The organism is Actinomadura formosensis, from assembly GCF_050948385.1.
GTDB classification, from domain to species: domain Bacteria; phylum Actinomycetota; class Actinomycetes; order Streptosporangiales; family Streptosporangiaceae; genus Spirillospora; species Spirillospora formosensis.
Genome location: NZ_CP192011.1, coordinates 1,960,128 through 1,979,810 on the forward strand (window position 1 = coordinate 1,960,128; position 19,683 = coordinate 1,979,810).

Below are 19,683 nucleotides of genomic sequence, written 5' to 3' on the forward strand. Positions count from 1 at the left end.
TTCGGCTGCATCCCCCAAAACACGGTCTTGTCGCATTGTGGCCATTTCCATGGGGTGAGTCTTTTTGTTCCGGGGTAGGGTGGGACGTACCGATCCGGATACCCGGATGGAAGAAACCCCGGGCGCAGAGCAGCCGCGGATGCACGTGCATTCTGGCGTGCAGCCGCATTGTGCGCTTACGTTGAGTGCATTCACCGGGGCAATTGATCACTTATGGTGACGATCAGTTCACGCTTTGCTCAGTTTTTCCCCCATCCGTGTGTGGCCTGCGCAGCGCGCGTTAGGCTTGTGCCGAAATCAGCGACGGGAGCACGTGCGCGCCGGTGCAATTCGGGGTATGTGCTCGCCCGGGAAGCCGGGCCCGCGCCCGGCCCTGGTAGGTCGGCCGCGAGGCCGGGACGGTCCGGTTCGGCGGGGGGAGGCAAGGAGCCATGCTCAAGCGTGTGTCGCCGGTGGGTCACGGCCGGTGCCCGAGCGCCTCGGCGTCGTCGCTGACGCTGACCAAGGGCGTGTCCTGGGTCTAGGTGCCGGCAGGCACGAAACCCCGGCGGCGGCCCGCCATCTCGTCACTCCCCGAGGGGCGGCAATGCGTGGACTACCTCTCGCTGCCTGGGCGTACGTCTGCGGTGTGGTCGCCCTGGCGGCCGGCCTCATCGCGGCGTCGTCCTTCGCGGAGCTGGACTGGAACAAGCTGGCCGTACTGGCACTGCTCTTCCTGGTCTGCGACTCGGCGCCGGCACGGCTGAACGTCGCGCGCGCCCGGGTGTCGCTCAGCTTCGCCGCGAGCCTGGCCTCGGTCGTGCTGCTCGGCCCGGTCGGCGCCGCGCTGCTCGGCCTGGTCGCCGTCGTCACCGGCCAGCGGTTCTTCGCCCCGATCAAGCGGATCTTCAACGGCGCGCAGTTCGCGCTCAGCGGGTTCACCGCCGGGACGGTCTTCGACCTGCTCGGCGGCGCCCGCTTCCATCCCGAGCAGGCCCGCTGGGTGGGCAATGTCATCGGGCCGTTCCTCGGCGCGCTGGTCACCTTCGTCGTGGTCAACCTGCTGCTCACCGCCGGGGTGCTGCTGCTCAGCCGGCAGGCCGCGCCGCGCGAGCTGCTGCGCGAGAGCGGCCAGCTCGCCGTCGGCTGCCTCGGCTACGGCATGGTCGGGCTGCTCATCGCCGGGCTGTGGCCGCGGGTCGGGCCGTTCGCCGCCGTCCTCGTCCTGCTCCCGCTGTTCATCGCCCGCTGGGCCATGGACCAGGCGTATGCGCAGCAGCAGGCGCATGCCGCGACCCTCGCCGCGCTGTGCCAGGCCGTCGAGACCAAGGACTTCTACACCCGCGGCCACTCCGAGCGGGTCTCCCGCGGCTCGGTGATGATCGCGCAGGAGATCGGGATGCGCGCCGACCGGATCGAGGCGATCCGCTACGCCGGAATGCTGCACGACGTCGGCAAGCTCGGCGTCCCCACCAAGGTGCTGCAGAAGACCGGCACCCTGACCGAGGAGGAGTTCGCCGCGATCCAGCTGCACCCGATGCGCGGGCTGGAGATCGTCCGCAATATCGGGTTCCTGGACGAGGCGCTCGCCGGCATCATGCACCACCACGAGAAGGTGAACGGCCGCGGCTACCCAATGGGCCTCGCCGGGGACGAGATCCCCGAGTTCGCCCGGGTCATCTCCGTCGCGGACGCGTTCGACTCGATGACCTCGACCCGCTCCTACCGCGCGGCCCGCAGCATCGAGGAGGCCGTGCGGGAACTGCGCCGCGGGATGGGCGACCACTTCGACCCGCAGATGGTCGAGGCGTTCCTGCGCGCGCTCGACCGCGAGGGGTGGGAGCCGCCGAACCCGGTCGTCCTGCCGGACGACGACGTCGTCGAGACCACCCAGCAGGATCACGACGACCCGAGCGCCCCGCTGCGCGTCGCCGGCGGTGACGGGGTGCGGCACCGGTGACCGGCCGGGTCCCCGCCCGGGAACGGGCCGCGTGGCGGCTGATCGACTCCGGCCAGCTGCTGCTGATCGCGACCGCCGGGCTGTTCGTCGTCGTCGCGGTCACGCAGGTCGCGGCGGTCGGCCTCCGGCAGCCCAACGTCGCGATCATCTTCGGTGTGCTGATCGCGCTGGGCGAGCTGTTCCGCATGGTGATGCCCGGCAACCGGGAGGTCGCGCCGGTCGCCGCCGCGGGCGCGATGGGCTACGCGCTGCTGGTCGGCGTCGGCCCCGAGGGCGCCCCGCCGGGCGCGCCGCTCGGCGTCGTCGCGGCCGAGCACTCGGCGCTGCAGGTCGTCGCGGTCACCGCGGTCGGCATGCTGGTCGGGTCGCTGCCGCACCTCGCGGTCGGCCGGGTCCCGCGGCCGGACGCGATGGCGCGCCGGCTGTTCACCGTCGCGCTCACCGCGCTGTGCTTCCGGCCGATGCTCTTCCTCGGCCTCGCCTGGTACCTGCTGCTGGCCGTGATGGGCGTCGTGGTGATCGCGGCCTGCTTCACCGACATGCTGATCGCCGCGACGATCCGGGCGGAGGCCGTCCGGGCCCGGTTCGGCATCACGCTGCGGGACGAGGCCGACGCGACGATGGCGCTGTGCGCGGCGACCGGCGCGACCGCCATGCTGATCGCGGTCGCGACGACCGCGATGGGCGAGGCCGCGCTGCTGATCTTCACGGTGCCGATCCTGGTGACGCAGTTCGCGTTCCGCCGGTACGCCGGCATCCGGGCCACCTACCTGGAGACCGTCCGGTCGCTGTCGCGGGTCACCGAGGTCGGAGGCTACGTGGAGGCGGGGCATTCGGGACGGGTGGCGCGGCTGGCGGTGGCGATGGGCCGCGAACTCGGCATGGCCGAGGAGGAACTGCTCGAACTGGAGTACGCGGCGCTCATGCACGACATCGGGCAGCTGTCGCTCGGCGACCCGATCCCGGGCGGGGCGACCGTGCTGGCGTCCCCGGCCGAGCAGCGCCGCATCACCGAGCTGGGCGCCGAGGTGATCAAGGAGACCGGGGTGCTGGACCGGGTGGCCTACATCGTGCGGCTCTCCTCGCACCCGTACCGGACGGGCCGCGAGCCCGCGGGCGACTCGGGGGAGCGGCCGATCCCGCCGCCGCTCGCGAGCCGCGTCATCAAGGCCGCCAACGCCTACGACGACCTGGTCGGCGACTCCGCCGACCGCGACCGGGGCGCGGCCGTCCTGGAGCGGCTGCGGCTCGACTCGGCGGCCGAGTACGACCCGGCGGTCGTGGAGGCGCTCAGCCGCGTCGTGGACCGGCGTCCCCGCCAGTAGCGGCCGGGGTTCACCGCGCTCCGGCCGGCGGGAACGTGACGGGCAGCGCGGCCAGCGCGCGGTGGAACGGGCCGGGCCGCCACTCCAGCGCGTCCCCCGGGACGGCCAGGTCCAGGTCGGGCAGCCGGTCGAGGAGCACCTCGATGGCGGCGGACGCGATCAGCCGGGAGTGGCTCTTGGCCGGGCAGGTGTGCGGCCCGCCGGCGAAGGACAGGTGCGCGCGGTTGCCCTTCCGGTCGGCCGCCGCGCGGGACGGGTCGGTGTTCGCGGCGGCGTAGCTGATCAGGACCGGCTGGTGGGCGGGCAGCCGGTGCCCGCGGAAGTCCAGGTCCCGGCGGGGGAACGTCGTCCCGTAGTTGGCCATCGGCGGGTCGGTCCACAGGATCTCGTCCAGCGCGTCCTCGACCGGCATGCTGCCACCGGACAGGTCGCCGCCGAACCGGTCGTCCGACAGCAGGAGCAGGATGCCGTTGGCGATGAGGTTCTGCTCCGGCTCGGTGCCGGCGCCGACGAGCAGCGTGAGCTGGTGGGCCATCTCGTGGTCGTCGAGCCCCGCGGGATGCCGCATCATCCATGACGTCACGTCCGCGCCCGGCTTCCGCCGCTTGCAGGCGACCAGTTCGCCGGTGGCCTCGGTGAGCAGCGCGTTGCCCTCCTCGGCGGACACGGCGTCGAAGATCGCGCTCATGCCGCGGACGAGCTTGTCGCCGATGTCGCGGGGGCAGCCGAACATCTCGTTGAACACCAGCAGCGGCAGCGTGCGCGCGTACTGGCCGATGAGGTCGGCCTTGCCGTCGGCCGCGAACCGGTCGATGAGGGTGTCCGCGCTGGTCTCGACGTGGTCGCGCAACCACGCCGGGTCGACGCGGTCCAGGCTGTCGACGATCACCGACCGGAGCCGCGCGTGGACGGAGCCGTTGGTGAACAGCGCGTTCGGCCGGGCCATCATCATCGGCAGCACGGGGCAGCCCGGGCCGACCTCCTCCTCCCACACCTCGCTGCAGCGCGGGAACGTCTCCGGGTCGCGCAGGATCTCCAGCGCCGCCTCGTACCCGATGACCAGCGTCGCGGGGACGCCGGGGGCGAGTTCGACGGGCGCGAGGTCGCCGTGGGCGCGCATGCGGGCGTAGGCGGCGCGCGGGTCCCGGGCGAAGTCCGGGCCGTACAGGGGGATGCGCTCCGGCGCGGTGTGCTCGGTGGTCATGCGGTCTCCCCGCCCAGGGTCAGGAGGTGGTCGACGAGCGAGATCAGCGCCTCGGTGGACGATCTGCGGTCCCGGGCGTCACAGGTGACGAGCGGCGTCGTGGGCGCGAGGTCGAGGGCCTCGCGGACCTCGGCGTCGGGGAAGACGGGCGAGCCGTCGAAGTGGTTGACGGCGACCGCGTACGGCAGTCCCCGCTTCTCCACGATGTCCATGACGGCGAACGACTCCTTGAGCCGGGCGGTGTCCACCAGGACCAGCGCGCCGAGGGCGCCGCGCGCCAGGTCGTCCCACAGCCGGGTGAAGCGCTGCTGGCCGGGCGCGCCGAACAGGTAGAGGACGAGGTCGTCGCTGAGGGTGAGACGGCCGAAGTCCAGCGCGACCGTGGTGGTCGTCTTGTCGCGGATACCGGCGAGGTCGTCCACGGTCGCGCCGGCCTGCGTCATCAGCTCCTCGGTGCGCAGCGGACGGATCTCCGACAGCGTCCCGACGTAGGTGGTCTTGCCGACGGCGAAGTGCCCCACGATGAGGATCTTGACGGCGGTACGGACGCTGGCGCGGACGTAGGACGTGTCAGAGGCGAGCGCGGAGTCCATCGAGCACCTCCTGGAGAAGCCGGACCTCCGGCTGCCGGACGGTGGGCGCGGCGCCCCGGGTGGCGAGGTGCCCGCTGTCGACGAGGTCGGAGAGCAGCACCTTGGTGACCCCGACGGGCAGGTTCAGATGCCCGGCGATCTCGACGACCGACAGCGCGCCGCCGCGGCACAGTTCGACGATGCGGAGCTTCTCGGGGGACAGGCCGGTGGTCCGAAGCGGGGTGCGGGGGGTCGTCCCCCCGGGGTGAAGCGGCGGGTCGCCGGTGGCGATCACGAGGGTGACGAGGTCGAACACGTTACGGGTCGGGTGCGCCCGGCCGCCGGTGACGACGTGCGGGCGCACCAGCGCGCGCCCGTTCCCGCGCCGGGTCATGCGGGGCTGCCCGCGCCCGGACGCGGCGGGCTGGTCATCTCCTTGCCCAGCCGCTGCACGAGTTCCTGCAGCCGGAACGACACGGTCTCCATGTCGACGCGCTGCGTCGCCGACACCGCGAGGTAGGCGCCGGGCCCGGCGGCGACGAGGAACACATAGCCGTCGTCGAACTCGTTCACCGTCTGCCGCCATGTGCTGCCCGCATCGCCGCAGAACTCGGCGGTGCTGCGGGCGAGCGACTGCAGGCCCGCCATGCCGGCGGCCTGCCGTTCCGCCTCGTCCCGGCTGATCCGCTCGGAGTGCGCCATGAGCAGCCCGTCGGCCGACAGCAGGATCGCATAGCGGGTCTCCGGCATCCGCAGCGCGTCGTCCAGCATCCAGCCGAGCCGGTTCGTCCCGTCGTCCATCGCGCTGTTCCCTCCCTCGTTCATGGCCGCAGATCCTTGCTCTCGGCGCCCGGTCCGCCGGCGTCGGGCGGCGTGCGGGCGCGGCCGGACCGCGTCCCGCGCTGCCAGGCGCCGAGGCCGGCGGCGGTCTCCCGCGCGGGCCGGGCCGGGGGCCGCTCCCCGGTATCCGGTGCGCCGGGCTCCTCGTCACCGTCCGGCGCCGCGGGAGGTTCGGCGACCGCGACGCGGTTGCGCTTGGGCAGCCCGCTCGCGGTGGACGTGCCGTCCGCGGGCGCGGTGTTCTCCGCGGCGCGGGCCGGGACCGCCCGGGCGGGGCCGCGCTCGTCCGGGACGGTGGTCAGCAGCGCGCTCGGCAGGAACACCACGGCCCGCACGCCGCCGTAGGGGGAGTGGCTGTCGACCGACACCCGGAACCCGTACCGGGCGGCGAGCACGCCCGCGACCGCGAACCCGACGCGGGGCGGGTCGCCGAGCCGGTGGATGTCCACCGACACCTCGCCGGACAGCAGTTCGGACGCATGCTGCAGTTCGTCGGCGTCCATCGCGACGCCCGCGTCGTCGATCGTGATCGCGACGCCGTTGTGGACGGAGCGGAAGTTGACCTCGACGGTGGTGTCCGGGCGGGAGTGCCGCGCGGCGTTGTCGAGCAGCTCGGCGAGGGTCAGCACGACCGGCTCCACGGCGCGGCTCGTCACCGCGCTGCTGGGCGACCCCTCCAGGTTGACGCGCAGGTAGTCGCGGATGCGGGAGGTCGCGCCGCGCACCACGTCGGTCAGCGAGGATGCCGAGCGCTGCTGCCCCGGCCACGACCCGCACAGCACGGCGGTGGCCTGGGCGCGCCGTCCGATCTGGGCGTTCATGTGGTCGACGCGGAGCAGGCCCTCCAGAACGTCCGGGTCGTCGTGGCGTTCCTGCATGTGCGAGATGGCGAGCTGCTGCTCGTTGGCGAGGCTCTGCACGGCGCGCATCATCGCGCGCAGCGTCGACTTCGCCGACCGGTCGGCGCGTTCGCGGACACGCGCGGCGGACCCGGCGAACAGGTCCATCACGGTCTGCAGCGCCTGCTCGAAGGCGGGCGCCTCGCGGTCCAGGTCGTGCAGCGGGCCGGCGACGCGCACGGCGGGGTTGGTCAGGGACTCCATGAGCTCGGGCAGCCGGACGTCGGCGAGGTGCCGCAGCTCCTTCTCGCGCAGATCCAGCCCGTGGGCGAGCACGGCGTTCTGCCGGCGGAGCTCGGCCGCCACCCGCCGCTGGCGGACCAGCAGGACGGCGGCGGCGATGCCGGCGCCCGCCACGAGGACGAACGCCGCCGCCAAGAGGAATTGCTCCATCAGATCCTCGGTGCGCAGAGGGCTCGGGCGAGGTGGACCGGCCCGTTGCGCAGCGCCGGGACCGCCTCAGAGACCGGGGTTTCGGGTGGCGCAGAACACGCCCCAGGTTCGGCACCGTAGGACGGTTCGCGGAGGCGCGCTTGTGCTCGCGCGCAAGGAACTTGCCGGCGGGCGCATGGCAAGATCACCCACAGTCTGAATCGCGTTACTTTGCGCTTGATTCGGCTGATTTGGCGACGGTGATCGTACTAACCTCGGGCGACGAACGATCAACGTGCCGGCACCGCCGGGTACGGATGGAACGGCGGAAGGGCCTGCGGTGGACGATCTCCTCGGCGGTCCTGTCCGGCCGAGTGAGACCGATTCGAACGGGGCCGTCCCCGCCGTCCCCGCCTACCGGATCGTCCAGTACCGGGCGGACCGTGCCGACTGCGTGCGCACCGCCGGGCAGGCCCGCCGCGACACCCGCGGCGGCTACCGGTTCCTGCTGCCGCTGCACGGCGAGCTGCTCATGCTGCAGGACGGCCGGGAGGCGCGGCTGTGCCCGCGGACGGGCGGCCTCGTCCCGCCGGCCGCGCCGCTGCGGATCGTCCAGCGGGGCCCCGCCCGCGCGCTCGTCATGACGATCCCCGCCCGCGAGGTGGACGGGCGGCTGAACCTCCCGTCCCTGCCGGTGACGGGCGTCGATCTGACCGCCGGCCTCGGCCGTGTCGTCGCCGGCATGGTGCGGGCCGTCGGCGAGGAACGCGACACCCTCACCGGGCCGGAGTTCGACGCCGCCTGCGACCGGATCACCGAACTGCTGTGCCTCGCCGTCGCGGGCACGCGGTGCCCGGACGTGTCCGGCCCGCTCGCCGAGGTGGAGGCGGTCGTGCGCCGCTACGTCCGCGCGCACGCCACCGACCCCGGCCTCACCGGCACCGCGATGGCGCAGGACCTCGGCTGGTCGCTGCGGCAGATCCAGCTCGCGCTGCAACGGGCCGGCACGACACCCCGCGAGCTGATCCGCGAGGAGCGGCTCCGGCTCGTCCGGGACCGGCTGCGCGACCCGCTCTACCGGCACGTCACCATCACCGACCTCGCCCACACGACCGGGTTCTCCTCGGCGAGCGCGCTCAGTCACGCGTTCCGGCAGCGGTTCGGGGTGAGCCCCCGGGAACTGCGGCGGACCGGCGATCCCCGCTGACCTGGGGGCGAACCGGCCCCGCCCGCATTTCCCTCCACGGCGGGCCGATCCGGGGTTACTATGCGGCTGACATACCGGACGGGGCAGAGACAAGTCAGGAGTAAACGTGGATCTCGGCCCCCACCATCTCCGGATGATCGAGGCGATCGCCGCGACCGGCAGCATCAGCAAGGCCGCCGCCCGGCTCGGCCTCACCCAGCCCGCGGTCAGCACGATGCTCCGCCGTGTCGAGGGGCATCTCGGCGTGCAACTGTTCGTACGCTCCCCCGAGGGCGTGAGACCGACGCCGGTCGGGGCGGAGGTCGCGACCCGCGCCCGCGCCGCCCTCTCCGGCATCGACGACCTGAACGCCGCGCTCGCGCAGCGCCGCCATCCCTCGGCCATGCCGCTGCTGCGAGTCGGGGTGCAGGCGTGCCCCGCGCTCACCCGGCTCGGCGACCATCTCGGCTCGCTGTCGCCCGAGGCGCGGCTGCACCTGCGCGTCGATCCGGGCGGCGGGTGCATCCCCGTCCTGCTGGCGTCCGGCGCGCTCGACATCGGCCTGTTCCAGGAACCGGTCGACTACGACCCGTGTCCGCGTGACGGGCTGCGGCGGCTCGTGCTGGTGGAGCGCGAGCCGGTGCTCGTCGGGATGTCGTCGTCCAGCCCGCTCGCGGCCCGCACCACCGTCGGATTGGGCGAGCTCGCCGACGAGGACTGGCTGGACGACCCGCTCGACGACGGCCCGTGGCCCGCGTACTTCCGGGCCGTGTGCGCGGCGGCCGGATTCCAGCCGCGGGTGCGGTACTGGTCGTCGGACTGGCAGGTCTCCTCCTCGCTCATCCGGTCGGGACACGCCGTCGCCGTCTACCACCCGACCGCGGCACCCCGCGACGGGGTGACGTTCCGGCGCATCACCGGAGACCCGCTCGGGCAGCGCGTCGTGCTGGGGTGGCGGCCCGAGGCGGAGGAGGCGGCGGGCCGGCTGCGCGGCGTCTTCAACGACGTCTACCTCGATCTCGTCCGGGCGCAGCCCGTCTACCGCGAATGGTGGGACGCGCACCCCGAGGCGCATCCGGCGCTGCCCGTCCCGGTCCGCGGGTGACCGACGCGCGGGTTCCGGGGCGGGGGGTAGTTCCCGGAACCCGCGCGAGGGTCGCTAGTGGTCGCCCTGGCGGCGGCGCCGCACGAGGGTGACGCCCGCGGCCATCACCACGCCGCCCGCGCCGAGCGCGACCAGAGTGGGCGCCGGGCCCCTGTCCGGCGCCGGTTTGCGCACGCCGGTCGTGGGCGAGAAGCCGCCGTACAACCCGGACCGCTGGTAGGCCGTGCCGGGCAGCTTGTCGGCGTACCGGGTGTGGACGAGCCGCTGGTACTCGGCCAGCGACACGCCGTTGCCCACGGACGTCTTCGCCGTGTTGTTGAGGGCGGTGACCCGGCCGTCCTTCAGCCGGTACCAGGCGCGGATCTGCGGCTCGGTGAACACCGTGCCGCCCTGCGCCTGCGCCGGGTAGGCGGACTCGTCCGACCCGGAGATCACGTTCATGACCTTCCAGCTCTTGCCGGACCTGGTCAGCCACATCGTGGCGTGCTGCCCGCTCGCCGACCGCGCGCCGATCGCCATGTAGGCGAACGTCGCGACCGGCGCGCCGCCCGTGCCCTTCACGAACGCGGGGTTCAGCGAGTTGACGGACTGCGCGGCCCCTTCGAGCCGGGGCGCCTTCGCGGCGGCCGCGGACGCCGGGACGTCCTGCTTAGTCAGCTGACCGCGCTGGTGCTGGTCGAGGTGGACGAAGAATTCGCCGAGGCGCTGCTGCGCCGCCGGGGACGCGGCGACCTTCGCGGCGGCGGCCGCGTCCGGCGACGGGCCGGCGGCCATCGCCGCGGTGCCGCTCAGGAGGACCGTCCCGCCGATCACGGCGCCGGTCGCGAGTTTCGCGGTGTATCGCATATCAACCCCCGATCCCGGACAGGGCCTGGCCCCACTGGAACTCGTAGTTGTTGACGTAGTCGCTGTACGACATCTCCGAGTACCGGGGGCTGTACGGCCACGGGTCGCCGTACGCGATCGTCTGGCTGCCCGACTGGTAGCCGTAGATGACCTGGGCGTGGCCGCCGCCGGCCGACCAGTAGATGCCGGTCAGGATCGGCCGCTGCGCGTTGATCTCGCCCGTGACCGACTGGAACGACAGCGGGCCGGTGACCTGGCCGGGGGAGAGCCCGAGCGCCTGGTACGCGCGCTGGTCGTACTCCAGGTAGCCGGCCTGGTTCGGGCAGGCGCTCCCTCGCGGGTAGCCCTGCGCGATGTTGCAGAAGTCGTTCTGGCTGACGTTGCCCCTTCCGTGGAACTTGGCGATCGTCAGCCCGCTGGCGACCCAGCACCAGGAGTCCTGCTCCTGGACCTGCTGGGTGATTGGCAGATTCTGTGCCGAGGCGACTCCGGCCGAGGCCGTGAGGGCGGCCGCGGCCACCCCCGCGGCACCGACCGCGAGCCACCGGCGTGCCCGGGCGGGTCGGGTACGCGTTCTCATTCACTTCCGCCTGTCTCCCGGCGCCGTGGGACACCTCTCGCGTCACTCCCGTCCGGTGCCGGGGGGATTCCGGCCGGGAACTTCTGCGCAAGAGACCCAAGGAACGCCATAAAAGTCGCACCGCCCACCGGACCCTGGGAAATGCCAACAGGTCATAACGCCCCGGCATACCCGGCCTCTGCGCCCGGTGACATGGGCGGTTCTGTGTCCGGTGACCTGGACGACCGGCCGCCCGGGGCGTTCACTCGTACCGTGGAGGCACCACTCGACCGCGCGCCCTCCGGCGCCCTCGCGCCCTGGTCGGGGCTGAACTGTTCCGTCCTGTTCTGCGACGTCGCGGGGTTCGGTGACCCGTCCCGCGACGACGAGGACCGTCAGGTCGTCCGGGACGTCACCTACGGCATCCTGCTGTCGGCATTGGCGGCCTCGGACGTCCCGCCCGCCGACACCTACCGCGAGGACCGCGGCGACGGCGCCCTGGTGATCGTGTCGCCCGCCGTCCCCACCGCGTCCCTCATCGACCCCCTCGCCGGGCACCTCGCCGTCGCGCTGCGCCGGCACAACCACCGCGCGAGCACCGCCGTCCGCGTCCAGTTGCGGGCCGCCCTGCACGTCGGCCCCGTCACACCGGACACCGAGGGCCTGAACGGCCAGGTCATCATCCAGACGGCCCGCCTCATGGAGGCCCCCGTCCTCAAGACCGCCCTCGCCGAGACCGGCGCCGACCTGGGCTTCATCGTCTCGTCGTTCGTCTACGATGCCTACGTCGCCCACCTGCACGGCCCCATCGACCCGCGAGCCTTCGAACGCGTGACGCTCACCGTCAAGGAGACCACCACCGAAGCCTGGATGTACCTGGCCGGCACGGCGAACCGGCCCGCGGCCCCGGCGCCCCGCTCACCCGACCCCGACGGCCCCCAGGGAACCACCGTCTTCAGCGGGGACGTTCAGGTCCGCGGCGACCTGGTCCTCGGCAACAAGATCACCCACAATCGCTGACGGCATCCCGCCCCAGCGGTTCTCGACGCCGCGCACCAGCCGCGCCCACTTCGCGGGCGACCGCGAGACCGCGAGATTGCGCACCGCCGTGAACCGGAACAACCAGGCCAGCGCGTCCGGCTTGAGTTCGTGCTCCGTTTCCTCCTGATAGGCCGCGATAAAGGCATCGGCCAGGTCCCAGCGCAGATTCACCGGCTCCAGATAGGCCAGGTGCAGCCCGGCAAGTGTGACGTCATACCACTGGACGTCCCAGTGCGCCCGGTCCCAGTCGACGATCTCGACGACCCGGCCGTCCTCGACCAGAAGGTTCTCGGTCCGCAGATCATGGTGGGTGACCCCCTTGGGGCCGAGGTACAACCCGACTCGCTCCTTGCTCAGCCTGGCCAGCCCCGTGCTGACGACCTTGATGTGCTCCAGGCTGCGTCCCCTCGACACCATGTCGGCGATGAGCGGATCGGCCTGCCTGAGAACGCGGGCCATCGGCCAGTCGTAGACGTTCAGGTCGGATTCCGAGGCGTCCAGCGCCGCTCGTTCGATGGCGGCCGTGTTCCGGTGCACCAGTGCGAGTTTCCGTGCGGCGTCCTCGACCAGTGAGACCGCCAGCCAGTCGGGGGCCGGGTCGTGCCCGGTATAGGAGCGGACGAACCAGTGGTCCCGGAAAACCGTCACCCAGAAATGGCCGTGCCGGGTCGGGACCGGGGGCCGCACCACGGATCCCGCCCCCGTATCCGCCAGTGTTTGCATAATGGCGAATTGCCAGCCGAAAGGGACCCGCCCCGGTTCCCTGCGCACCTGGGAGATCAGGTACGTTCGGTCGTCGTGCTTGTACGTATAGTGCAGGCTGTAGTGGCGGCGTGGGGCGCCCAGGAATACGGGCCGGCAGTGCCCGTAATACATTCTGAGAATCTCACCACAAGCGAGAAAACGGTCATTCGGGAGCAAGGTACGTCCCTGGGTGAAGAACCGGGCCTCACTTAGGCCCCAGATTGCAAATTGCACCACAGAAGAGCGCCCGAAACTCATGAATGGGAAATCAACACGGAGTTGAGGGTGGATTTTGGTGGCGGCCGCGGACCGCGGGCGGCCGCGGTGCCCTGATCTGCGTGAAGGAGATCGACTCAGGGGTCGCCCAGGAGCTGTTTCAGCTCTTGGTCGATCGCGTCCGCTTCGGTACGGGCGGCCCCGGCCGCGGCGGCGTCGGCCGCGGTGTCGCAGATCAGGGCGAGCAGGCGGAGGGCCTTGATCTCCTCGTGCTGGACGCCGATCTGCGCCGCCAGGCGGCGCGCCAAGCGCACCTGGACCATGGCGTCGGCGGGACGGTTCAGGCGGAGGAGGATCTCGCCCAGGTTGCGCAGGGTGACGACCTTGCCGTAGCTGTGGCCGACATCGTCCTCCAGGCCCAGGCCCCTCTCCGCCGTGCGCAGTGCTTTCTCCGCCAGGCCCATCTGCAGGTACACCTTGCTGAGCAGGTCGAGGGAGCCGGCGACGCCGCGCCTGTCGTCGATCAGGTGGCACAGCCGCAGTGATCGCTTCGCCGCGTGCCGGGCCCGGCCGAGCCGCCCGGCGTTGAGTTCGATGAGGCCGAGGGCGTTCAGGACGTTCGCCTCCCCGTGCCGGTCCCCGATGGAGCGGCGGATGACGAGCGAGCGGTTCGCGTCCTGCCTGGCCCGTTCGTACACGCCCATCCGGCGGTAGCAGCGGCTCAGGCTGTCCAGGGCCTCCGCCTCCCCGTGCCGGTCGCGGAGTTCCTGGAGTATGTCGAGCGCTTCGAGCCCGGCCTCCACGGCCTTCTCGTGCCAGCCGAGCCGCCGCCTGATCGTGGAGAGGTACACCAGGGCGTGGCCCTCGCCCTGCCGGTCGGTGATCTTGCGGCGGATGCTGAGCGCCTCCTCGGCGTACGCGCGGGCCTGGAGATGGCGGCCGATCCGCATGTAGAGGTAGCCGAGGAACGCGAGCGTCTCGCCCTCGCCGTGCCGGTCTCCGATCTCCCTGCGGATCCGCAATGCCTGCTCGGTGGCGTCCTGGGATTCGCTGATCCGGCCCCAGCCGTAGTAGATGCGGGCCATGTTGTCGAGGGTTTCGGCTTCGCCGCGCAGGTCCTCGATCTCCTTGCGGATCTCCAGGGCGTCCGCGGCGCACTCGTACGCCCTGTCGTACTTGCTGAGGCCCTGGTAGCCGCGGGCGAGGGTGTCGAGCGTGGTCGCCTCGGCGTGCCGGTCGCTGATCTCGCGCCGGATCGCGAGGGCCTGCTTGCCCAGTTCCAGCGCCATCCGGTAGTCGCTGAGCTGGAGGTGCGTCCGGGCCATGTTGTCCAGGACGGCCGCCTCCCCGTAGCGGTCCTCGACCTGGAGGCTCAGCCGAAGGGCCGACGCCGCTTCGAGCAGGGCCTCCTGTGTCTGGCCCAGCTCGCGGTAGATGACGGAGATGTGGTGGTGCATGAAGAAGCGGGCGACGGGGTTGGCGCCCCGCTGCGCCGCCTCCAGGCCGACCCGGTGGACCTCCAGGTTCTCGTGGCAGTAGCGGCGCAGCTCGAAGAAGTCGTAGACGGCGTCGGCCAGTTCCCAGGCGAGCTGGTCCCAGTGCAGGCGGGCGACCTGCCGGGTGAGCTCGGTGAGGTTCTGCTGTTCGGCGGCGAACCATTCGAGGTGCCGGGCCCGTTCGGCGGGGTCGGGGTTCACCGGCGGCGCGGTGAGCTCCTGGCGGATCGTCCGGCGGTACCGGTCGAGGAACCGTCCCGCCTGCTGGGCGGTGGTGAGGTACCACATCGCGAGCCGCTGGATGGCGGCGGTGCGGACGACGGAGGAGTCCTCGCGGAGCGCACGGCCCTGCGCGTACTCGCGGAGCAGTTCGTGCAGGTGGTAGCGGCCGCCCCCGATCGCCTGGACGAGCCCGGCCGTCTCCAGTTCGTCGAGGAGGCGCCGGGCGGCCTCCGGCGTCGTCCCGAGGAGGGCCCCCACGGCCGCCGGCGCGACGTTCTGCCCTTCGAAGAGCCCGAGGAGCCGGAACGCGCGGCGGCGGTCCGGTGCGAGGCCCCGGTAGGACAGGTCGAACGCGGCGCCGACCGCCTCGCCCGGGTCCTCGCCCGCCGCCAGCTTCGACAGCCGGTCGCCCTCGGCGAGCGCCTCCACGGTGGCGGCGACCGACTGGTGCGGACGGGTGGCGAGGTTCGCGGCGGCCACGCGCAGCGCCAGCGGGAGCCGCGCGCACATCTGCACGAGTTCGGCGGTGGCGTCGGGCTCGCGCTGCGTCCGCTCCCGCCCGGCGACCTCGCCGACCAGGTCGCGCGCCTCCGCCGGGGACAGCAGGTCGAGTGCCGTCGCCTTGGCGCCGCACCGCGCGACCAGCGCGGTGAGCCTGCGGCGGGCCGTGACGACGACCACGCAGGACGAGGTGCCGGGTAGCAGCGGATACACCTGCTGTGCGGACGCGGCGTCGTCCAGGACGATCAGGGCCCGTTTGCCGGCGAGCCGGGACCGGTAGAGCGCGGCGAGCTCGTCCTCCTCGACCGGCAGCCGGCTGGAGGGGACCCGCAGCGTCCGCAGCGCCTGGCCGAGGGCTTCGCGCGGGGAGACCGGGCCCCGTTTCGTGTAGCCGCGCAGATCGATGAAGAGCTGCCCGTCGGGGAAGTGGTCCGCCATCAGATGCGCCCAGTGCACCGCCAGCGCGGTCTTCCCGATGCCGGGCATCCCGGTCAGCGCGATGATGACCGGGGCCGGGCCGGCGTCCGCGACGAGGGCGTCGAGCCGGTCGAGGACGTCCCGCCGTCCGGTGAACCCGGGAACGTCCAGGGGAAGCTGCCGGGGAGGTGCCTCCGCCTCCGGCGCGGGCGCGAGGTGGACATGCTTGTCGCCGGAGACCAGATCCCCCTTGGCGTTCGCTTCGCCGAACAAGGCCGTCATGCCGGGCCTCCACGGTTGGCTCGACCTGAGATCACCGTAACGCCGGATTCGTCGGAAAAATATGGACGAATACACAAGTAGCGGTCTTGGTCGTCCGGGTGCCGAAGGGAAGTACGCCGCCGCCCGATCGGGCGGATCCACCGGCCCGCCCGGCCGGGCCGCTGATCAGGAGAGGAGGTCGCGCAGCTCGCGGACGGCCTCGCGGAGCCTGTCCGCGAACATGTGCATCGCGCCGGCGACGGGCTCCGGGGTGCTCAGGTAGACGTTGAAGCGGTCCGGGAGGAGGACGTAGGCGACCCCGATGCACTGCCGGCTGGTGGAGCCGAACCCGAAGTACCGGATGTTGACCGACGGTGCCGAGCTGGTGCTCAGATAGTCGTCCCGCATCGTGACCCAGCCCGGCGTGTCGAAGAGGGGGAGCGGTTCGGTGACGCCGAGTTCGGCGCCGCGCCGCTTCTGGATCAGCTGCAGCTCCCAGAGATGCTGCTCGGGCGCCTGCCCGGCCTGGCACTGCTTCGCGCGGCGGACATGGGCGTCGGCGGCGGCGCGGAACGCGTCCCGGCGGGCCTCGCGGTCGGCCGCGGGATCGTCCATGACCTCGACGAAGCGGAGCACCTCGGGGGTGACGACGCGCATCGCCTCGGTGCGTCCGTGCCGGTACTGGCGGGTCGCGATCGACTCGTAGGTGGTGCCCGTGAGGCCCTTCGCGCGCCGATGGGCGAGCTGGTAGGCCATCTGGGCGAACGCGTCCGGGGACGTCTTCAGCCGTTTCGCCTCGGCGGAGCCGAAGTCGTCGAACGACACCGTGGCCGTGGCGGTCGCGGCGGCGTAGGCGGCGAAGGAGGCCGCGGCGTCCCGGACGTCCCGCCGCAGGTCGTCGTCCAGGACGAACTCGATCGGCTCGATGACGGGAAGCCCCTGCGGCGCGGCGCCCGACCGCCGGGACAGCTCCTCGGCGGGCGTGCCGAGCAGCGCGTCCACGAAGGTGAGGACCGTGGTGCCGTCCAGGCCGCAGTGTTCGACGTTGATCCCCGCGGTGCCGTCGCCGAACACGATGAAGGACACGGCCTTGTCGAACCAGCGGTTGCCGCTGTCGCCGTGGAGCAGATGGTCGCAGGCGTCAAGGGCGCTCGCGGGGGTGAAGTCCTCCAGGCAGACGCAGAACAGCGCGGTCTCGACGGCGTCGAGCGCCTTGCCGTTGCCGAGGGCGAGGAGCGCGTCGCGGCTCGCCGCCCACGCGGCGCGGGCCTTGGTGGTGAGGTGCCCCGGGGACGGCTCCACCGCGGCCTCCGCCTTCACGATCGTATCGAGGCCCGCGCGCAGTTCCTCCAGGGTGTGCGGGTGCCCGTCCGGGCCCACCACGTCCATCCGGATCATGTTGCCGCGGTAGAACACGACGATGTGCCGGGCGTCGGACGGGCCGGGCCACGCGTCGGTGTAGGGCGCGCGGACGGTGTCCTGCTCCACGCCGGGGATGCGCGTCGTGGAGAACAGGAACCGGTTCTGCACCATCGACAGGGGACGGCCGCGCTGCACGGCCGGCGGGAGCCGCTCCTCGTCCAGCCGCAGCTTGTAGTCGAGCGCCCCGGCGATCAGGCCGGCCGCACGCTCCACCTGGTCCTCGGGCGACTCCTTGAACAGGAAGAAGAAGTTGGCGTTCAGCGCGATGCGGTCGCGGCGGCCGAGGTACCGGTACGGCCAGAACGTGTCGAGCCAGCTGTGCACGCCCTCGGACGCTTCGTAGCGTTCGAGCGCCGCGTGCAGCGCGCGGCCGGGGCCGTCCGGGCGGGCGAACTCGGCCAGCGCCGCCTCCGTCCGCGCCCGCTCGTCGGCGGTGAGCAGCGGCCCGCACCACTCCATGAACCGCTCGCAGGTTTCGTCGAGCGTCGGCAAGGGCACGCGCGGCAGGCTCGCTTCGTTGCCGAAGGTGCGGGACGAGAGTTCTTCGCTGGCGTTCACTTCGTTCCTCGTGTCGTTGTCTCCGCCGGGGCTCCGCTACGGTCGCCGGTCGGCGGGGCGGGAAATGTAGAGCTGCGCGTAGAACCAGCCGTCGGTCTCCAGGCCGGACGGGTCGACGCCGACGTCCGCGAGCCGCTCCAGGACGAGCGCCTGTTCCTCCGGTGTCGCGAATCGCCGCTGCCTGAACAGTCCGTCATGGCGGACGGTCTCGTAGCCGGCGGCGGTGAGGGTGTCGGCGATGGGGCCGAACGGGAACATGCGCAGGATGAAATGCGCCATCCAGGGCAGAGGGCCCTCATGGGCGTCGATGATCCGGGAAAGGGTGCGTTCGGTGACGTAGCCGAGGCAGCCCGTGGAGATGGCCAGGTCCGTTCCCGCGAGCTGGGCGCGCTGCCCGTCGGTCGGCTCGCCGTTCTCCAGGTCGGCGTGGACGGCGCCGTCCAGGAAACCCGCGTCGAGTGCGTAGGAAAGGGCGTTGTCCGAGGTGTCCAGCCCGAGGAAACGGACACGGCCCGCATGGTCACCGAAGGCATGTTCACGGGAATGGACCAGCTCCCGGTCGCGGGTCAGCAATGTGGCGCGCGTGTGCCGGTGGGCGTCGCGGCCGCCGTAGCGATCGTACAGCTCGCCCATCGTGGCGCCGTGCTTCACCAGGGCCGCGTTGATCCCGTACGAGCAGCCGATGTCCAGCACGGTCGGGACCGCGATCCCGCGCGCCTCCCGGTATTCGGCGATGAGCCGGAGAAAGTGCGGTTTCGCCAGCTCCGGGATGTTGTAGTGGAGATCGCGGAGTGTGCTGAAGTAGGCGCGGGGATCAGGCCGCGTATAGATGTGGTCGAGCGAGATCTTCCCCGTCGTGTCGACGCGCAACACGCCCTCCTAGTCGAGCAACCGGTCGACCCGGACGGCGCGCCCCTCCGCCGCCAGGTGCTCGGGCAGGACACGGCCGAAGAGCTGCCTCGTGCGCGCGACGCTGCCGATGACCCCCGGGCGCTCGCTGTAGGCGAAGATCGCGGTGTGCCGCGCCGTGTCCCCGCGGACCGTGCTCACCCGGTGCAGCGAGTACCGTCCTTTGAACAGCTGCAGGTCGCCGGGGCGCAGCGTGAGCCGGCGGACGAGGTGCTCGCCGCGCCCGGTCAGCACGTCCCGGACGTCGCCGAAGTTCTCCCGCTCCGCCGTCCTGATGTTCGGGCAGTACTCGAAGACGCCCCCGTCCTCGGACTCCTGCGTCAGCAGGCTCACGGTGAACTCGTTGGTGTCGAAATGCCAGGGATGCTCCATCCCCGGGTTGACGACGTTGAGGCAGAGCCCCGACAGCGGATCGGCCAGCTCGTGCACACGCGGCAGCCCGAAGCAGCTCGCCACGAACCGCTGGAAGAGCCCGCTCGCATAAAGCCGGTGGATGATGAAGTCGGCGGGGACGCGGTCACGCGCGACGAACGCGTTGCCCCGCTGGAATCTGATGCGCCCCGGGTGATCGTCCGGCAATGGCGTATCGACATCGATGTTGTAGGCGTTCACCGTTTCGACGTCATAATGGGCGGACGGCGAGATCGTCGCGCATTCCGCCCGCAGCGCGTCCTGCAATGCGGGGCGAATGAAGTCGGGCAGCACGCAGCATCCGGATCGCTCCAGCTCGTCCCGTGTCCGGGAAACGACGGCGCGCCAGCCGGTGCCGTCCGGATCGGTCAGCGGATAGCGTTCCGTGTCGGCCACCTGTGCGAGAGCCTCCGCCGCGCCCATGATGATCCTTCCGCGTCGCCGAACCTCAGACGGGTTTTAGCACATTCCTTCAGTTAATTCATGGTCGTGTTTTTCCGGCATGATTTGTCAGAAAACGATAAACCCGGCCCGTGACCTGTGCCTTCGGCCGGTCCGGCGCGGGTGCGGCCGGCCCCCCGGTGTGTCCCACCTCACCCGCCCCTCCGCCGCCGGTACGGCCGGGAGATCCGCGGCGG

At 71.9% G+C, this 19,683-nt stretch carries 17 protein-coding genes; 5 read left to right on the plus strand and 12 right to left on the minus strand.

Going from position 1 to position 19,683, the window contains the following annotated elements:
- The first annotated feature begins 586 nt into the window (after window positions 1–586).
- Window positions 587–1,939, plus strand: a complete 1,353-nt coding sequence (locus ACQP1N_RS09245) for an HD-GYP domain-containing protein (RefSeq protein ID WP_067794273.1) — start codon at window positions 587–589, stop codon at window positions 1,937–1,939.
- Window positions 1,936–3,264, plus strand: coding sequence for an HD-GYP domain-containing protein (locus ACQP1N_RS09250; protein ID WP_433230437.1), 1,329 nt, complete (start codon window positions 1,936–1,938; stop codon window positions 3,262–3,264). Before ACQP1N_RS09245 ends, ACQP1N_RS09250 begins: the two co-directional genes overlap by 4 nt.
- Window positions 3,265–3,274: 10 nt before the next feature.
- On the opposite strand, the gene ACQP1N_RS09255 is transcribed toward ACQP1N_RS09250, so the two are convergent.
- From ACQP1N_RS09255 to ACQP1N_RS09275, 5 genes are read right to left on the minus strand one after another with little or no spacing between them, the layout of a single operon-like run.
- Window positions 3,275–4,468, minus strand: coding sequence for a cytochrome P450 (locus tag ACQP1N_RS09255; RefSeq protein ID WP_084262538.1), 1,194 nt, complete (start codon window positions 4,466–4,468; stop codon window positions 3,275–3,277).
- On the minus strand, window positions 4,465–5,061 hold the full coding sequence (locus tag ACQP1N_RS09260) for a GTP-binding protein (protein WP_067794272.1): 597 nt from the start codon (window positions 5,059–5,061) through the stop codon (window positions 4,465–4,467). The genes ACQP1N_RS09255 and ACQP1N_RS09260 overlap by 4 nt, the downstream gene beginning before the upstream one ends.
- A complete protein-coding gene (locus ACQP1N_RS09265) occupies window positions 5,039–5,434 on the minus strand; it encodes a DUF742 domain-containing protein (protein WP_067794271.1) in 396 nt (131 codons plus the stop codon). Before ACQP1N_RS09265 ends, ACQP1N_RS09260 begins: the two co-directional genes overlap by 23 nt.
- On the minus strand, window positions 5,431–5,865 hold the full coding sequence (locus ACQP1N_RS09270; protein ID WP_242608733.1) for a roadblock/LC7 domain-containing protein: 435 nt from the start codon (window positions 5,863–5,865) through the stop codon (window positions 5,431–5,433). Before ACQP1N_RS09270 ends, ACQP1N_RS09265 begins: the two co-directional genes overlap by 4 nt.
- Window positions 5,862–7,172, minus strand: a complete 1,311-nt coding sequence (locus tag ACQP1N_RS09275; protein ID WP_433230442.1) for an ATP-binding protein — start codon at window positions 7,170–7,172, stop codon at window positions 5,862–5,864. The genes ACQP1N_RS09270 and ACQP1N_RS09275 overlap by 4 nt, the downstream gene beginning before the upstream one ends.
- Window positions 7,173–7,491: 319 nt before the next feature.
- Between ACQP1N_RS09275 and ACQP1N_RS09280 the strand changes: the two genes are divergently transcribed.
- Together ACQP1N_RS09280 and ACQP1N_RS09285 are read left to right on the plus strand one after the other, a co-directional pair.
- On the plus strand, window positions 7,492–8,358 hold the full coding sequence (locus tag ACQP1N_RS09280; RefSeq protein ID WP_207393997.1) for a helix-turn-helix domain-containing protein: 867 nt from the start codon (window positions 7,492–7,494) through the stop codon (window positions 8,356–8,358).
- A gap of 106 nt (window positions 8,359–8,464) precedes the next feature.
- Window positions 8,465–9,442, plus strand: coding sequence for a LysR family transcriptional regulator (locus ACQP1N_RS09285; protein WP_067794269.1), 978 nt, complete (start codon window positions 8,465–8,467; stop codon window positions 9,440–9,442).
- Window positions 9,443–9,496: 54 nt separating this feature from the next.
- Here ACQP1N_RS09285 and ACQP1N_RS09290 read toward each other — a convergent pair whose 3' ends face one another.
- Both ACQP1N_RS09290 and ACQP1N_RS09295 read right to left on the minus strand, forming a co-directional pair.
- Window positions 9,497–10,288 carry a hypothetical protein gene (locus ACQP1N_RS09290; RefSeq protein ID WP_067794268.1) on the minus strand — a complete coding sequence of 264 codons (792 nt, stop codon included), beginning with the start codon at window positions 10,286–10,288 and terminating at the stop codon, window positions 9,497–9,499.
- Between the two features lies 1 nt (window position 10,289).
- Complete coding sequence (locus tag ACQP1N_RS09295) at window positions 10,290–10,868, minus strand: papain-like cysteine protease family protein (protein ID WP_433230447.1); 579 nt, start codon at window positions 10,866–10,868, stop codon at window positions 10,290–10,292.
- Window positions 10,869–11,120: 252 nt separating this feature from the next.
- Here ACQP1N_RS09295 and ACQP1N_RS09300 point away from each other — a divergent pair, with 252 nt between their 5' ends.
- Entirely contained in the window at window positions 11,121–11,867 is a 747-nt protein-coding gene (locus tag ACQP1N_RS09300; RefSeq protein WP_433230449.1) for a hypothetical protein, read from the plus strand.
- Here the strand turns inward: ACQP1N_RS09300 and ACQP1N_RS09305 are convergent.
- The 5 genes from ACQP1N_RS09305 to ACQP1N_RS09325 all read right to left on the minus strand — a co-directional run bounded on the left by ACQP1N_RS09305 (window position 11,766) and on the right by ACQP1N_RS09325 (window position 19,468).
- Window positions 11,766–12,890: a phosphotransferase gene (locus tag ACQP1N_RS09305; RefSeq protein WP_433230451.1), complete on the minus strand. Its 1,125-nt coding sequence runs from the start codon at window positions 12,888–12,890 to the stop codon at window positions 11,766–11,768. The genes ACQP1N_RS09300 and ACQP1N_RS09305 overlap by 102 nt on opposite strands.
- Window positions 12,891–12,985: 95 nt before the next feature.
- Window positions 12,986–15,766, minus strand: a complete 2,781-nt coding sequence (locus ACQP1N_RS09310; protein WP_433230454.1) for an ATP-binding protein — start codon at window positions 15,764–15,766, stop codon at window positions 12,986–12,988.
- A gap of 165 nt (window positions 15,767–15,931) precedes the next feature.
- Window positions 15,932–17,725: a choline/carnitine O-acyltransferase gene (locus ACQP1N_RS09315; protein ID WP_433230457.1), complete on the minus strand. Its 1,794-nt coding sequence runs from the start codon at window positions 17,723–17,725 to the stop codon at window positions 15,932–15,934.
- Window positions 17,726–17,761: 36 nt separating this feature from the next.
- Window positions 17,762–18,595 carry a class I SAM-dependent methyltransferase gene (locus ACQP1N_RS09320; protein WP_433230459.1) on the minus strand — a complete coding sequence of 278 codons (834 nt, stop codon included), beginning with the start codon at window positions 18,593–18,595 and terminating at the stop codon, window positions 17,762–17,764.
- A 9-nt stretch (window positions 18,596–18,604) separates the two neighbouring features.
- Entirely contained in the window at window positions 18,605–19,468 is an 864-nt protein-coding gene (locus tag ACQP1N_RS09325) for a HalD/BesD family halogenase (RefSeq protein ID WP_433230461.1), read from the minus strand.
- Between the last annotated feature and the right edge of the window lie 215 nt (window positions 19,469–19,683).

Coding starts and splice junctions, on each gene's coding strand:
- ACQP1N_RS09305 (WP_433230451.1), bottom strand. CDS start 12,890: ATGAGTTTCGGGCGCTCTTCTGTGGTGCAATTTGCAATCTGGGGCCTA.
- ACQP1N_RS09245 (WP_067794273.1), top strand. CDS start 587: ATGCGTGGACTACCTCTCGCTGCCTGGGCGTACGTCTGCGGTGTGGTC.
- ACQP1N_RS09270 (WP_242608733.1), bottom strand. CDS start 5,865: ATGAACGAGGGAGGGAACAGCGCGATGGACGACGGGACGAACCGGCTC.
- ACQP1N_RS09260 (WP_067794272.1), bottom strand. CDS start 5,061: ATGGACTCCGCGCTCGCCTCTGACACGTCCTACGTCCGCGCCAGCGTC.
- ACQP1N_RS09265 (WP_067794271.1), bottom strand. CDS start 5,434: ATGACCCGGCGCGGGAACGGGCGCGCGCTGGTGCGCCCGCACGTCGTC.
- ACQP1N_RS09310 (WP_433230454.1), bottom strand. CDS start 15,766: ATGACGGCCTTGTTCGGCGAAGCGAACGCCAAGGGGGATCTGGTCTCC.
- ACQP1N_RS09255 (WP_084262538.1), bottom strand. CDS start 4,468: ATGACCACCGAGCACACCGCGCCGGAGCGCATCCCCCTGTACGGCCCG.
- ACQP1N_RS09325 (WP_433230461.1), bottom strand. CDS start 19,468: ATGGGCGCGGCGGAGGCTCTCGCACAGGTGGCCGACACGGAACGCTAT.
- ACQP1N_RS09275 (WP_433230442.1), bottom strand. CDS start 7,172: ATGGAGCAATTCCTCTTGGCGGCGGCGTTCGTCCTCGTGGCGGGCGCC.
- ACQP1N_RS09290 (WP_067794268.1), bottom strand. CDS start 10,288: ATGCGATACACCGCGAAACTCGCGACCGGCGCCGTGATCGGCGGGACG.
- ACQP1N_RS09295 (WP_433230447.1), bottom strand. CDS start 10,868: ATGAGAACGCGTACCCGACCCGCCCGGGCACGCCGGTGGCTCGCGGTC.